This window comes from Pimelobacter simplex, assembly GCF_024662235.1.
GTDB lineage: Bacteria > Actinomycetota > Actinomycetes > Propionibacteriales > Nocardioidaceae > Nocardioides.
In genome coordinates this window covers 5,611,082-5,623,447 of sequence record NZ_CP096276.1, presented here as the reverse complement: position 1 = coordinate 5,623,447, position 12,366 = coordinate 5,611,082, and the positions used below count along the sequence as shown (strand labels likewise).

Here is a 12,366-nt window from a genome sequence, read left to right as displayed (position 1 = left end):
GCGCTCCGTCCGCCGTCCCGAAACGATCTGTCGGTCCCCCTCGCTAGCCTCCCTGAGTGACCGGAGAGCCGTCCAGCGCTAGCCCCGAAATGCCTGTAGACGCGCGGGGGAAGGCCGACCGCGCGACCGATGATCCAGCGCCATCGAGACAGTTGACGGCGCGCACCCCGGTCATGGTGAGACCCAAGCTCGATCGCAGCCTCTCCGGTGTCGTTGGCGCACGCACCCTCGCGACCAACTTCAACCGTCGGTTTCCCCGCCCGATTGGCCTCGAGCTCGGCTTCAAAGCAATGACCAACGGCGGCTTGCCCCGCTTCGCATCACAGAACCTGCTGGGCAAGGGTTTCGGCGGCGTCGGAGGAGGAACCGCCTGGGCGAAGAGACCGAACCTCATCAACAGTGATGCCTACAAGCTGGCGGGTATCGGTCGAGCGAACCTGACGGCCTTCGGCTCCGTCCTGTCGAGGAATGCCGACTTCGGCGTCAGTACCACCGTTTCGAGGAAACTCACGAGGTTCGCCGCCAACCAGAAGTCGTTTCTTGACCGCATCGCACCGCTCCTCGAGGCAGCGCGCACCGGCTTCTACCCCGCCAACCTTCGAAGCATCGTCGGCCTGGGTTTCGAGGAGGTCGAAGCGGTGGTGATGCTCGACGGCATCGCTCTGTACGGCGTACCGCGGAGCGAGATCGCCGAGAAGATCATTCGAGCCGACACAAGCGCCGCCCGACGGGAGATCCTCGGACGTCGCTGGAAGGCCATCTCCATCGATTGCCGCAAAGTTCTTGCCGCGTGCACCTCGAGCGACGTGGCTGCATACGCAGAGTTCGCCCTGAACGCACTTGACGCCCTTGACTCCGGCAACCCGAGCGCCGCGCAGGCGATGGCTGCCGCCGTGCTCGACACCGTCATCAACAGCCACTTCGGCGGCAGGCGCTTCGCGCTCACTCCCAATCGCAGAACCACCACAGCTACCGCGTATGAGGACCTGACCGTGCGAGAATTCATCGCCTTCGCACCGCTCTGGAGCGCGTACCAGAGGTACCGGCAAGAGGACGGAGACCCCGTTCCCAGCACATTCAGCCGACACGCGTCGGTCCACGGCGTGAGCCGAAGGCAGTTCTCTCGACGCAATGCCGTCCAGGCCGTTCTCTTCGTCACAAGCCTCCTCGTCTTTCTCGACGAGGCGGCATCAACAGCCGACGCGGCCTGAGCGCAGCTCCCAGAGGCCCTCAGACCCCGACGGCCGTGAAGACCACGCCATCGGCCTCGACCACCTCGGTAGCCTGCCCGCGCGCCACCAGCAGCTCCAGGTGCGCCTTGGTCTCCATCGCCGCCATGCCCTGGCTGAACACGTCGAGCTCGCCGAAGGCCCGCTCGTGCCGGGTCCAGCCGAGGTCGCGGGCGACGACGAGCGAGGTCACCGAGCCGCGCTCGCGCAGCGACGCGAGGCACTGGGTGAGGCGCTCCTCGTGGTGCACGAGCAGCTCGTCCACCCGCTCGTACGACGACGGGGCGACCGGGCCGTGGGCCGGGAGGACGCGCAGGTCGGGGAGCTCGCGCACGCGGGCCAGCGAGGCCATGAACTGGCCGAGGGGCTGCTCGGCCGGAGGCACGGTGAAGCCGATGGACGGGGTGATCGTGGGGAGCACGTGGTCACCGGAGAAGAGCACGCCCTCGGCCTGGTCGGCGTAGACGTAGTGGCCGGGCGTGTGGCCGGGCGTGTGGACGGCGTCGAGGGTGCGGTGCCCGACGTCGAACTGCCGGTCGCCCTCGATCCAGACGTCGGGGAAGGCCCAGTCGACGGGGTTGGGCAGCTCGCCGTTGTGGCCGGAGGCCCAGAGGTCGGCGATCTCGGCGGCGCCGGCGGTGCGCAGGACGGCGAGGAACGGGCTCTCGTCGAGGCCGTCGAGGCCGGCCCGGTGGAGGAGCTCGAGGGCCGGCTGCTCGCCGGCGCCGAGGGCGACCTCGGCGCCGAACTCGTGGCCGAGGACGGTGGCGAGCGTGTAGTGGTCGCGGTGCACGTGGGTGACCAGGAAGCGCTTGATGTCACCGAAGCCGGAGCCGATCGAGCGCAGGCTCTTGTCGAGCAGCTCGCGCGCGACCGGGATCGCCCAGCCGCCGTCGATCAGGGTGAGCCCGTCGTCACCGGCGACGACATAGATGTTGACGGCCTTGAGCGCGTCCATCGGGAGGGGCAGCGGGATCCGATGGATCCCCTCCGCCACCTGCCAGGCACCTTCGTCGGCCCAGTGACGGCCCGAGTCCGGCGAGACGGCGTGTCCGGTGGCGATCCCTCCCGTTGTCATGTGCCCACTCTAGGAAGAGTTCACTTCCGGTCGTAGATCGGGTAGGTGCAAGTCGAGGTTGGGCTCCTGGATGCCGCCGTCGACCTCGAGCATCTTGCCGGTCACGTACTTGCCTGCCGCGGAACTCAGGTAGACCACGGCGGCGGCGATGTCCTCGGCCTCGCCGATCCGGCCGAGGGGGGTCGCCTCCTCGAGCTGGGTCTTCATCTCCGGCACCCCGGCGACGAACTCCAGCGCGCTCGTCATGACCGAGCCGACGAAGACCCCGTTCACCCGGATCTCCGGGTTGAGGTCGGTCGCCGCGAGCCGCGACCAATGCGCGAGCGCCGCCTTCGCGGTGCCGTAGGCGAGGTAGCCGCGCCCGGCCAGCCGGCCCATCGCCGACGAGATCGAGGTGATCGACTTCTGCCGGCCCTCCCCCGCCGAGGCGAGCATGAACGGCACGGCCGCGCGGCTCAGCGCGTGCGCGGTCGCGACGTTGAAGTGGAAGGCCTCCTCCAGGTACGCCACGTCGGTGTCGAGGAAGGCGTTGGGGATGGTGCCGCCGACGTTGTTGACGACGATGTCGAGGCGGCCGAACTCCTCGTGGGCCGCGGCGGCGAGGCCGGCGACCTCCTCGGTGTGCGCGAGGTTCGCCGGGACGACGAGCGCGCGGCGACCGAGCGCCTCGATGCGGACGGCGACCTCCTCGAGCTGCGCCTCGGTGCGCGCGGAGATGACGACGTCCGCGCCGGCCTCGGCGAGCGCGATCGCGGTGGCGGCGCCGATGCCCCGGCCGGCGCCGGTGACGACGGCGACGTGGTCGGTGACGGTGAAGCGGTCGAGGATGCTCACCGGCCGCCGCCGTTCGTGCCGGTGACCAGGCCGCGGCCGGTGACCAGCGGCAGGTCCAGCGCGGAGATCAGGCCCGGGCGGGCCGCGACGACGGCGGGGATCGCGTTGATGAGGCGCTGGGCGGTGACGATCATCCCCGAGACGTTGTGGTCGCCGTTCTCGCCGTGGTGGGTGAACTCGACCTTGAGGCAGGGCTCGCCGGTGATCTCGATCCGGTAGCAGCCGTCGCCCTCGGCGGGCTTGGGCCAGCCGGGCTCCTGGTCGGCCGCGGTGCGGGTGACGTGCTCCAGCGTGATCCGCGGGACGCCGTCGACGGTGCCGATCACCCGGAACCGCACGGCGCCCATGGTGCCCTCGGGCACGTCGAGCGAGACGGTCTTGGTGTCGCGCGGCGCCGGACGGCGCTCGACCTCCTCGACCAGCGGCTCGTCGAGGGTGACGCCCAGGCCGGCCGCGATCACCCGGACCACGGGGCCCCAGGCGGTGGTGAGGATGCCGGGCTCCCACAGCAGCGGCGTGGCGTCCATCGGCTGCCCGAAGCCGAAGAGGTCGCGCATCACCACGGGCTGGTAGTACGTCGAGTAGTCGGCGATCTCGCTGACGGTGACGTGGTCGATGCGCTGGCTGAGGCTGGTCATCACCAGCGGCAGGACGTCGTTGGCGAACCCGGGGTCGATGCCGTTGACGTGCAGGCTGGCGTTGCCCTCGAAGCCGGCCTGGTCGATCTGGTCGATCATCTCCGGCGGCAGCGTGCCGTCGCGGTGGAGCAGGATGACCGGTCCGGACGAGACCACGTTGATGCCGTCGCGGATCAGCTCGGTGAGGTCGGCGATGGACTCGAAGACCCGGTCGTCGGTCATCGCGCCGTGCACGATGCAGTCGGGGCGCAGCGCGACCAGCTCGTCGCGGTCGGTCGTCGCCTTGACGCCGAGCTCGCGACCGAGGCCGGCGAGCAGACCGGCGTCCTGGCCGTGCTTCTCGAGGGTGGAGGTCCACACCCCGACCAGCTCGAGGTCGGGATGGGCGTCGACGCCGGCGATCGCGTGCCGGCCGATGGTCCCGGTCGACCAGACGACGACGCGCAGCGGCTTCTCGGGGATGACCTGTGACATGCGGGTCAATGTAGAACGAGTTCTAGTTTCTGGGAAGGGTTCGCGGCGCACTGACCCCCGCTCGCCCCGCGGATTCCGCGGGTCCCGCCGAAAACAGGTGTGACCGCGTAAGGAACGGGGCAGGGAGCCCTCTACCGATGGGGGGCGCACATCCGCGCGCCCGCACAACGATCCAGGAGACACCCCCACATGAAGCTCAAGCTCGTCGCCACCGCCGCCGCTCTCGCCGTCACGCTCACCGCCTGCGGTGGCGGGGGCCGGCCGTCGCAGTCCGACGTCGCGGACGCGATCAAGGACCAGATCCCCGGCGACTCCTCGGTGCTGACCGACGACGTCATCGACTGCATCGCCAAGGCCGTCGTCGACTCCGACCTCTCCGACGACACCCTCAACAAGATGGTCGACAACGACAAGGGCTCCAGCAAGGAGCTCAACGACGCCAGCGAGGTCATCTCCAAGGCCAGCGCCGACTGCGTCACCAAGTGACGCTCAGGGCGCCGGGATCACCTGTCCCGGCGCCCACTCGGGGCACCGCGTCCCCGAGTAGATGGTCGGCATGCACCGGTTGCAGTGGATGCAGATCCCTTCCCGCACGATCCCGGCCTGGAGCCGGTTGACGAGGTCCGGCTCGCGCAGCAGCGCCCGGCCCATCACGACGAAGTCGAAGCCGTCGGCCATCGCCTGACGCATCGTCTCGACCCGGTTGATCCCGCCGAGCAGCATCAGCGGCATCGCGACCGCACCGCGCACCTCGAGCGCCTTGGGCCGGAAGTAGGCCTCCTCGAAGTCGTACTGCTTCATGAAGCCGCGTCCCACCGGCGTCTTCATCCCCCACCGCACCAGCGGCGGCATCGTCGCGGCGAACTCCGCGACGGGCGCCCCGCCGCGGAAGAGATACATCGGGTTCATCAGCGACGAGCCGCCCGAGAGCTGGAGCGCGTCGAGGTGGCCGTCGGCCTCCAACAGCTGGGCGAGCTCGATGCTCGTCGCGGTCGTCACCCCGCCGGTGAAGCCGTCGGAGACCGACACCTTCGCGGTCACCGCGACGGCGTCGCCGACCTCCTCGCGCACGACGCGCGCCACCTGGCGCGCGAGCCGGGCCCGCCGCTCCAGCGGCCCGCCCCAGCGGTCGCGGCGGCGGTTGAGCCCGGGAGCGAGGAACGACGAGATCAGGTAGGAGTGCGCCATGTGCAGCTCCAGCACGTCGAAGCCGGCGCGGACGAGCAGGCGGGCCGTGTCGGCGTACGCGCGGGTGACCCGGGTCAGGTCCTTCTCGGACGCCGCGCGGATCATCTGCATCGACAGGGGGCTCGGCATCGCGCTGGCCGCGATCGCGGGCACGCCGTTGGAGCGCCCGTTGGCGACCGGTCCGGCGTGACCGACCTGGCCGGCGATCGCCGCGCCCGTCGCGTGGATCTCGTCGGCGAGCCGGGTCAGGCCGGGCAGCGCGCGCGGCCCGACGACGATCTGCTCGCCGTGGGTGCGCCCGTCGGGCGCGACGGCGAGATAGGCGACCGTGGTCAGCCCGACGCCGCCCGCGGCCGGCGCGCGGTGGTAGGCGATGAGCTCGTCGGTGACCAGGCCGTCCGGCGTCCGGCCCTCGAAGGTCGCCGCCTTGACGGTCCGGTTGCGCAGCCGCACCGGCCCGAGGTCGGCCGGGGCGAAGACGTCAGGAGCGCTCACGCGGCGCACTCTAGCCCTCGAACTGAAACCTGTTCTACCCCCCCGAGGCCCTATCGTCGGCACATGGCCAAGACGCTCTGGCGCGACCGCAACGCGGCCCTCGACGCCGAGACCGACTACGTCGAGATCTACCAGAACCTCGCGCTCTACGAGTTCAGCTGGGACATCACCCAGGCGCTGAGCTTCGCGCTCTTCCGCACCTACGCCGTGCCGAGCGTCGGGCGCCTGCTCGACGAGACCGGCGCGTTCACGGGCGCCGTCCAGCAGCGGTACGACGACACGGCGCTCCTGCTCGAAGCCCCGTTCGTGCACGGCTTCGACTCCGAGGCCGGCAGGACCGCGCTGCGCCGGATCAACCAGATGCACCGCGCCTACGACATCGCCAACGACGACTTCCGCTACGTGCTGTCGACCTTCGTCGTCGTACCGAAGCGGTGGCTCGACGCCTACGGCTGGCGCCCGCTGACCGACCACGAGCTGCGCGCGAGCGTCAACTACTACCGCGCGCTCGGGCGGCACATGGCCATCAAGGACGTGCCGGAGACCTACGACGGGTTCATGCACCTCATGGACGACTACGAGCGCGCGCACTTCGCCTTCGACGAGGGCGGACGCCGCGTCGCCGACTCCACGCTCGACCTGCTCACCACGTTCTACCCGCGCGTGGTCCGCAAGCCGGTCGAGGTGTTCAGCCGCGCCCTGATGGACGAGCCGCTGCTCGACGCCTTCGGCTACGCCCCGGCACCTCCGCTGGCCAAGCGGCTCAGCCTGGCCGCGATGCGGGCCCGGGCGCGCGTGCTGCGGCACACGCCGTCCAACCGGCGCCCGACGTTCACCGCGGACCTGCCGCGGATCAAGAGCTACCCGGACGGCTACCGGCTGGCCGACCTCGGCACCTTCCCGGTGCCGGGCGTGGGCGGCTGCCCGGTCCGGCACTCCACGGCGGCCGAGGCCTGATCCCCCGGGTCACAGGTCCGCGAGCAGCACCCGCATCCGGTCGATCTCGGCCTGCTGGCCGACCACGATGTCGCCGGCGAGCTCGGCGACGAGCACGTCGGTGCCCTTGACCGCGACCACGTCCGCCATCGCGATCGCCCCCTCGTGGTGCCGGATCATCCCGGTCAGGTAGAGCCGGTCGAAGGCCGCACCACGGGCCCGGCGCAGCGCGCGCAGCTCGGCCGCGGTGAGCATGCCGTGCATCGTCGCGTGGCCGTGCTTGCCGTGGTCGTACGCGTCGGGGTCGTCCTCGGCGGTCGGTACGGCGAGGTTCCGGTCGCGCAGCCACGCCGCCATGGTGAGGATCTCGGGCCCCTGCGCGCCGAGGATCCGGCGCGCCATCGCCTTGACCTCGGGCGAGGCCGCACGCCGCGGCGCCAGCCGCGACATGGTCAGCGCCTGCGCGTGGTGCGGGATCATCATCTGTAGGAACGCGATGTCGTCGTGGGCGGCGCCGGCCTGCTCGGCCGTCGTCCCCGCGTCGGCCGTCGTACCGGCCTCACCGGGCGCGCCCGGCTGAAGGACCGGCGGCGCCGACGAGGGCGTCAGCGCCGTCCGGGGCCTGGACCCGGGCGGGTCGTCGGACTGAGCCTGGCAGGCGCTGGAGAGCACCGCGAGGAAGGCGACCACCGCCGCCACGCGGGCACGACGAAGACTGGACCGAGACCGAGACACCGAGAACACTCCTTCTCCCCCCGAGGGGTTGTGACCTGGCTCACCATAGGCGAGCATCAGGCCAGCGTGTTCATTCAATCTCGGGAGTGACCATGGCGAAACTCGCCCCCTCAGGGCTGCGTGCCCTCTGCTTCACCGCGCTGGGCACCCTGGCCCTCGGCATCTCGGCACTGACCGTGCCGGCCGACGCGCACGACGACCACGACCACGACAACGCGCCGGGCGCGACCGCGTCGTCCCCGTGCCCACCGGGCCTGCTGCGCCAGGCCGAGCGGGCGGGCGACAACTTCGACGACGCCTGCCTGCCCGGCCAGGACCTGGCCCGGCTCGACGACACCGACGCGGTGCTCGCCCCCGGCGAGATCGACAAGAGCCGCAACATCACGCTCCTGGCCAACCTGCCGAAGTCCGGCGCGTTCGCGGGCGAGACGTCGTTCGAGACCGACCTGGCGTTCCAGGGCGACTACGCCTTCCAGGGCAACTACGACGGCTTCACCGTCTACGACATCCGCAAGCCGCAGCGTCCCCGCATCGTCACCCAGGTGCTCTGCGCCGGCTCCCAGAACGACATCTCCGTCTACGGCGACGTCCTGGTGCTGAGCGTCGACTCCAGCCGCAGCAACGACAGCTGCGCCAACGTGCCCCAGTCGGCCACGATCAAGGAGTCGTGGGAGGGCATCCGGGTCTTCGACATCAGCAACCCGCGGGCGCCGCGCTACGTCGCCGCCGTCGAGACCGCGTGCGGCTCGCACACCCACACGCTCGCGCCGTCGAAGAACCGGCGCGACCTCTACGTCTACGTCTCGTCGTACTCACCCAACGCGAGCTTCCCCGACTGCCAGCCGCCGCACGACCAGGTCAGCGTGGTCAAGGTGCCGCTGCGCCGGCCCCAGGACGCCCGCGTGGTCAGCACGCCCGTGCTCTTCCCCGACGGCGGCAACCCGAGCGGCGGCTACTCCTCGACCACCTCCGGCTGCCACGACCTCACGGCGTACGCCCGCAAGAACGTGATGGCGGGCGCCTGCATGGGCGACGGCATCCTGGTCGACATCTCCGACCGCGAGCACCCGGTGGTCACCGAGCGGGTCCGTGACACCGAGAACTTCGCGTTCTGGCACTCCGCGACCTTCAACAACGCCGGCACCAAGGTGGTCTTCACCGACGAGCTCGGCGGGGGCGGCGGCCCGACCTGCAACCCGACGGTCGGCTCGGTCAAGGGCGCCGACGGCATCTACGACATCCGCCGCGGCAAGCTGGTCTTCCGCTCCTACTTCAAGATCCCGCGGACCCAGGCCAACACCGAGAACTGCGTGGCCCACAACGGCTCGCTGATCCCGGTGCGCGGGCGCGACATCATGGTCCAGGCCTGGTACCAGGGCGGCATCTCGGTGTGGGACTTCACCGACTCGGCCCGTCCCCAGGAGATCGCGTACTTCGACCGCGGGCCGCTGTCGACCGAGCGGCTCGTGCTGGGCGGCTCGTGGTCGGCGTACTGGTACAACGGCCACATCTACTCCAGCGACATCCAGCAGGGCTTCGACGTCTTCCGGCTGCGTGACCGGCGGATCGCCGGCGCCCAGCGGGTCAAGGTCGACGAGCTCAACGTGCAGTCGCAGACGTCCTACTAGGCGTGAGCCGCGGCGCCGGGGACCCGGCGCCGCGGCTCATGGCCGCGATCGACGTCAGGAGGCCGGGATGCGCAGCACCCGGTGGTTGGCGAACTCGTCCATGCCGACCGGGCCGAGCTCACGGCCGATGCCGGAGCGCTTGGTGCCGCCGAAGGGCAGGTCGGGCTGCGAGCCGCCGGCCGCGTTGAGGTAGACCATGCCCGCGTCGATCCGGTCGGCCACGCGCTGGGCGCGCTCGAGGTCGGTGCTGAACACGCTGGAGCCCAGGCCGAAGGGGGTGTCGTTGGCCAGGGCCACGGCCTCCTCCTCGGACTCGGCGCGGAAGACGATCGCGACGGGACCGAACAGCTCCTCGCGGTAGGCGTCCGTGCCGGGGACGACGCCGGTGAGCACGGTCGGCTCGACGAAGGCGCCGGGGCGGTCCACCCGGCCGCCGCCGGTGTGCACGGTGGCACCCTGCGCGACGGCGCGCTCGAGCTGGTCGACGAGCTTGTCGGCCGCGGCCAGCGACGAGAGCGGGGCGAGGGTGGTCGCCGGGTCGGCCGGGTCGCCGGGCACGAACTCGCCCATGGCGGTGACGAGACCGGCCAGGAAGTCGTCGTACAGGTCGGCGAGGACGATCATCCGCTTGGGCGCGTTGCAGGCCTGGCCCATGTTGCCCATCCGCGAGGCGACGGCCTCGCGGGCCGTGGCGGCGACGTCCGCGCTGTCGAGCACGATCATCGGGTCGGAGCCGCCGAGCTCGAGGACGACCTTCTTGAGGTTCTGGCCCGCGCGGGCGGCGACCGCGGCACCGGCCCGCTCGCTGCCGGTGAGCGAGACGCCCTGGATGCGCGGGTCGTCGATCATCGTGGCGACCTGGTCGTTGGTGGCGAGCAGGTTGACGTAGACGTCCTCGGGGACGCCGGCGTCGGCCATCACGCGGGCGATGGCGAGCGCCGTACGGGGGCAGCTCGGGGCGTGCTTGAGCACGATCGTGTTGCCGAGCACCAGGTTGGGCGCGGCGAACCGGGCGACCTGGTAGTACGGGTAGTTCCACGGCATGATCCCGAGCACCGCGCCGATCGGGCGCTTCTGCACCAGGGCGCGGCCGCCCTCGATGGTGAGCTCCTGGTCGGCGAGGAAGGTCGCGCCGTTGTCGGCGTAGTAGCGGAAGATCGCGGCGACGATGTCGATCTCGCCGCGCGACTCCTCGAGCCGCTTGCCCATCTCGAGGGTGATGATCGCGGCGAGCTCGTCGGCGCGCTCCTCGAAGAGGTCGGCGACCCGGTGCACGATCGCGGCGCGCTCGGCGAGCGGGCGGGCGGACCAGGTGGCGAACGAGCCGGCGACGCCGCTCAGCGCGGCCTCGACCTCGGCGTCGGTGGCGGGCTCGAAGGACTCGACGAGCTCGCCGGTGGCGGGGTTGACGGTGGCGTACATGGGGGTTTCCTTCGGGTCGTGGGTCGGGTCAGCCGGCGGCCAGCAGCGAGCGCCGGTTGAGGCTCTCGACGAGGTCCCAGATGCCGAACGTCCACGGCGGTGCGGTCTCGGCGTGATCGACGACGTTGACGAGCTCGCCGAGCCGGTCGGCCGAGATCCGGACGACGTCACCGACGACGTGGGTGAAGCCCTGGCCGGGACCGTGCCGGTCCTGGGTGGGCGCGAAGAGCGTGCCGGTGAGCAGCACGAAGCCGTCCGGGTAGTGGTGGTGCGCGCCGCAGGTGTGGCCGATCAGCTCGAGCGGGTCGCGGCTGATGTTGCTCATCGAGCTGACGCCGTCCATCCGGAAGCCCTCGGGGCCCTCGACGGTCAGGTGCACGTCGAGCCCGCGGACGTCGTCGATGCCGAAGTCCTCGTCGAAGAGCCGGATGAACGGGCCCAGCGCGCACGAGGCGTTGTTGTCCTTGGCCTCGGTGAGCAGCAGCGCGCTGCGGCCCTCGAAGTCGCGCAGGTTGACGTCGTTGCCGAGCATCGCGCCGACGGGCGTGCCGTCCGCCCGGGCGACGAGGGCGACCTCGGGCTCGGGGTTGTTCCACGCCGAGCGGCTCAGGACGCCGATGGTGGCGCCGACGCCGACCGACGAGAGGACCGGCGCCTTGGTGAAGATCTCCGGGTCGGGGCCGATGCCGACCTCGAGGTACTGCGACCAGAGACCCTCGGAGACGAGGATCTGCTTGACCTTCTCGGCGGCCTCGGAGCCCGGCTTCACCTGGGAGATCGCGCCGCCGATGGCGTCGGCGAGCTGGCCGCGGATCGCCTCGGCCTGCTGCAGGTCGCCCTGGGCACGCTCCTCGATGACCCGCTCGACCATGCTCTCGACGAAGGTCACGCCGGCGGCCTTGAGCACCTGGAGGTCGACCGGCGACAGCAGCCGCGCCACCTCGGGGTCGCGCTCGTCGCCGAACGCCTCGATCAGCGTGGCCAGCGACCAGCGACGCCGGGTCGGGTCGGCTGCGGCGGCGCGCAGCGCGGCGGCGTCGTGCCGCTCCAGCAGCGTCGAGCAGGTCGGGCCCAGGTCGGTGACGTCGACCGCGTCGTCGCCGGCGACCACGACGAGCACGGGTCCGCGCTCGGCCGGGTCCCAGACCCGGCCCACGAGCGTGGCGCGCTCCCGGTCGTTCGGCAGCAGTCGGTCCATGGTCAGCACAGGTGCTCCTCGTTCTCGGCAGGTTCGTTCAGGGGAAGGAAGGGACGGTCAGGACGGGTCGACGGCACCGGGGGCGCCGCCCTCGTGCCAGGCGAAGAGCTCCCAGAACTCGCCGCACGGGCCGGCGAAGTAGGCGCACCGGGCGTTCCACGCGTAGTCCTTGGGCGGGGCGTAGAACTCGACGCCCAGGGCGGTGAGCCGGGCGTGCTCGCGGTCGACCTCGTCGGGGCTCTCGACCTCGACGGCCATCATCACGCCGTGCCCGGTCGGGGCCTCGACGGCGGCCGGGACGCCGGTGGAATCGCGGATCGCGCTCGCGTCCCACAGCGCGAGGATGACGCCGTTGCGGGTGAAGTCGGCGAAGCCGGGCATCCGCGACTTGAGCTGGTAGCCGAGCTTGTCGGTGTAGAAGTCGACCGCGGCGTCGAGGTCGCGGGTGACCAGGCAGATGTCGGTGAGCTGGAGTCCGGGCATGGGGATCCTCCTGGGGTGCGGTGGAAGG

General features: G+C 71.1%; 12 protein-coding genes. 4 read left to right on the top strand and 8 right to left on the bottom strand.

Annotation, left to right across the window (positions count from 1 at the left end; translation table 11 throughout):
• Window positions 1-56 precede the first annotated feature (56 nt).
• Window positions 57-1,211 carry a hypothetical protein gene (locus M0M48_RS27580; RefSeq protein ID WP_257753586.1) on the top strand — a complete coding sequence of 385 codons (1,155 nt, stop codon included), beginning with the start codon at window positions 57-59 and terminating at the stop codon, window positions 1,209-1,211.
• Window positions 1,212-1,230: 19 nt separating this feature from the next.
• On the opposite strand, the gene M0M48_RS27575 is transcribed toward M0M48_RS27580, so the two are convergent.
• Genes M0M48_RS27575 through M0M48_RS27565 form a run of 3 tightly spaced genes read right to left on the bottom strand, consistent with a single transcriptional unit; the run spans window position 1,231 to window position 4,253 of the window.
• Window positions 1,231-2,307 (bottom strand): MBL fold metallo-hydrolase, encoded by a 1,077-nt coding sequence (locus tag M0M48_RS27575; protein ID WP_257753585.1) that lies wholly within the window; start codon window positions 2,305-2,307, stop codon window positions 1,231-1,233.
• A 9-nt stretch (window positions 2,308-2,316) separates the two neighbouring features.
• Window positions 2,317-3,141: an SDR family oxidoreductase gene (locus M0M48_RS27570; RefSeq protein ID WP_257753584.1), complete on the bottom strand. Its 825-nt coding sequence runs from the start codon at window positions 3,139-3,141 to the stop codon at window positions 2,317-2,319.
• Entirely contained in the window at window positions 3,138-4,253 is a 1,116-nt protein-coding gene (locus M0M48_RS27565) for an NAD(P)H-dependent amine dehydrogenase family protein (protein WP_215813690.1), read from the bottom strand. Before M0M48_RS27565 ends, M0M48_RS27570 begins: the two co-directional genes overlap by 4 nt.
• Window positions 4,254-4,442: 189 nt before the next feature.
• Here M0M48_RS27565 and M0M48_RS27560 point away from each other — a divergent pair, with 189 nt between their 5' ends.
• A complete protein-coding gene (locus M0M48_RS27560; protein WP_257753583.1) occupies window positions 4,443-4,739 on the top strand; it encodes a hypothetical protein in 297 nt (98 codons plus the stop codon).
• A 3-nt stretch (window positions 4,740-4,742) separates the two neighbouring features.
• Here the strand turns inward: M0M48_RS27560 and M0M48_RS27555 are convergent, their stop codons facing one another.
• Window positions 4,743-5,936 (bottom strand): NADH:flavin oxidoreductase, encoded by a 1,194-nt coding sequence (locus tag M0M48_RS27555; RefSeq protein ID WP_257753582.1) that lies wholly within the window; start codon window positions 5,934-5,936, stop codon window positions 4,743-4,745.
• Between the two features lie 63 nt (window positions 5,937-5,999).
• Between M0M48_RS27555 and M0M48_RS27550 the strand changes: the two genes are divergently transcribed.
• Window positions 6,000-6,893, top strand: a complete 894-nt coding sequence (locus M0M48_RS27550; RefSeq protein WP_257753581.1) for an oxygenase MpaB family protein — start codon at window positions 6,000-6,002, stop codon at window positions 6,891-6,893.
• Window positions 6,894-6,902: 9 nt separating this feature from the next.
• Here M0M48_RS27550 and M0M48_RS27545 read toward each other — a convergent pair whose 3' ends face one another.
• Window positions 6,903-7,607 carry a DUF305 domain-containing protein gene (locus M0M48_RS27545; protein ID WP_257753580.1) on the bottom strand — a complete coding sequence of 235 codons (705 nt, stop codon included), beginning with the start codon at window positions 7,605-7,607 and terminating at the stop codon, window positions 6,903-6,905.
• A gap of 92 nt (window positions 7,608-7,699) precedes the next feature.
• Here M0M48_RS27545 and M0M48_RS27540 point away from each other — a divergent pair, with 92 nt between their 5' ends.
• On the top strand, window positions 7,700-9,235 hold the full coding sequence (locus tag M0M48_RS27540; protein ID WP_257753579.1) for an LVIVD repeat-containing protein: 1,536 nt from the start codon (window positions 7,700-7,702) through the stop codon (window positions 9,233-9,235).
• 54 nt (window positions 9,236-9,289) lie between these two features.
• Here M0M48_RS27540 and M0M48_RS27535 read toward each other — a convergent pair whose 3' ends face one another.
• From M0M48_RS27535 to M0M48_RS27525, 3 genes are read right to left on the bottom strand one after another with little or no spacing between them, the layout of a single operon-like run.
• Complete coding sequence (locus M0M48_RS27535) at window positions 9,290-10,657, bottom strand: NAD-dependent succinate-semialdehyde dehydrogenase (RefSeq protein ID WP_257753578.1); 1,368 nt, start codon at window positions 10,655-10,657, stop codon at window positions 9,290-9,292.
• A 28-nt stretch (window positions 10,658-10,685) separates the two neighbouring features.
• Window positions 10,686-11,855 (bottom strand): fumarylacetoacetate hydrolase family protein, encoded by a 1,170-nt coding sequence (locus M0M48_RS27530; protein ID WP_257754422.1) that lies wholly within the window; start codon window positions 11,853-11,855, stop codon window positions 10,686-10,688.
• Between the two features lie 57 nt (window positions 11,856-11,912).
• Complete coding sequence (locus M0M48_RS27525; protein WP_215813698.1) at window positions 11,913-12,338, bottom strand: VOC family protein; 426 nt, start codon at window positions 12,336-12,338, stop codon at window positions 11,913-11,915.
• Window positions 12,339-12,366: the final 28 nt, after the last annotated feature.

What these genes read in the sequence shown, in the direction of transcription:
- M0M48_RS27560 (WP_257753583.1), top strand. Translation starts at nt 4,443, where the DNA reads ATGAAGCTCAAGCTCGTCGCCACCGCCGCCGCTCTCGCCGTCACGCTC.
- M0M48_RS27530 (WP_257754422.1), bottom strand. Translation starts at nt 11,855, where the DNA reads ATGGACCGACTGCTGCCGAACGACCGGGAGCGCGCCACGCTCGTGGGC.
- M0M48_RS27550 (WP_257753581.1), top strand. Translation starts at nt 6,000, where the DNA reads ATGGCCAAGACGCTCTGGCGCGACCGCAACGCGGCCCTCGACGCCGAG.
- M0M48_RS27525 (WP_215813698.1), bottom strand. Translation starts at nt 12,338, where the DNA reads ATGCCCGGACTCCAGCTCACCGACATCTGCCTGGTCACCCGCGACCTC.
- M0M48_RS27540 (WP_257753579.1), top strand. Translation starts at nt 7,700, where the DNA reads ATGGCGAAACTCGCCCCCTCAGGGCTGCGTGCCCTCTGCTTCACCGCG.
- M0M48_RS27565 (WP_215813690.1), bottom strand. Translation starts at nt 4,253, where the DNA reads ATGTCACAGGTCATCCCCGAGAAGCCGCTGCGCGTCGTCGTCTGGTCG.
- M0M48_RS27535 (WP_257753578.1), bottom strand. Translation starts at nt 10,657, where the DNA reads ATGTACGCCACCGTCAACCCCGCCACCGGCGAGCTCGTCGAGTCCTTC.
- M0M48_RS27575 (WP_257753585.1), bottom strand. Translation starts at nt 2,307, where the DNA reads ATGACAACGGGAGGGATCGCCACCGGACACGCCGTCTCGCCGGACTCG.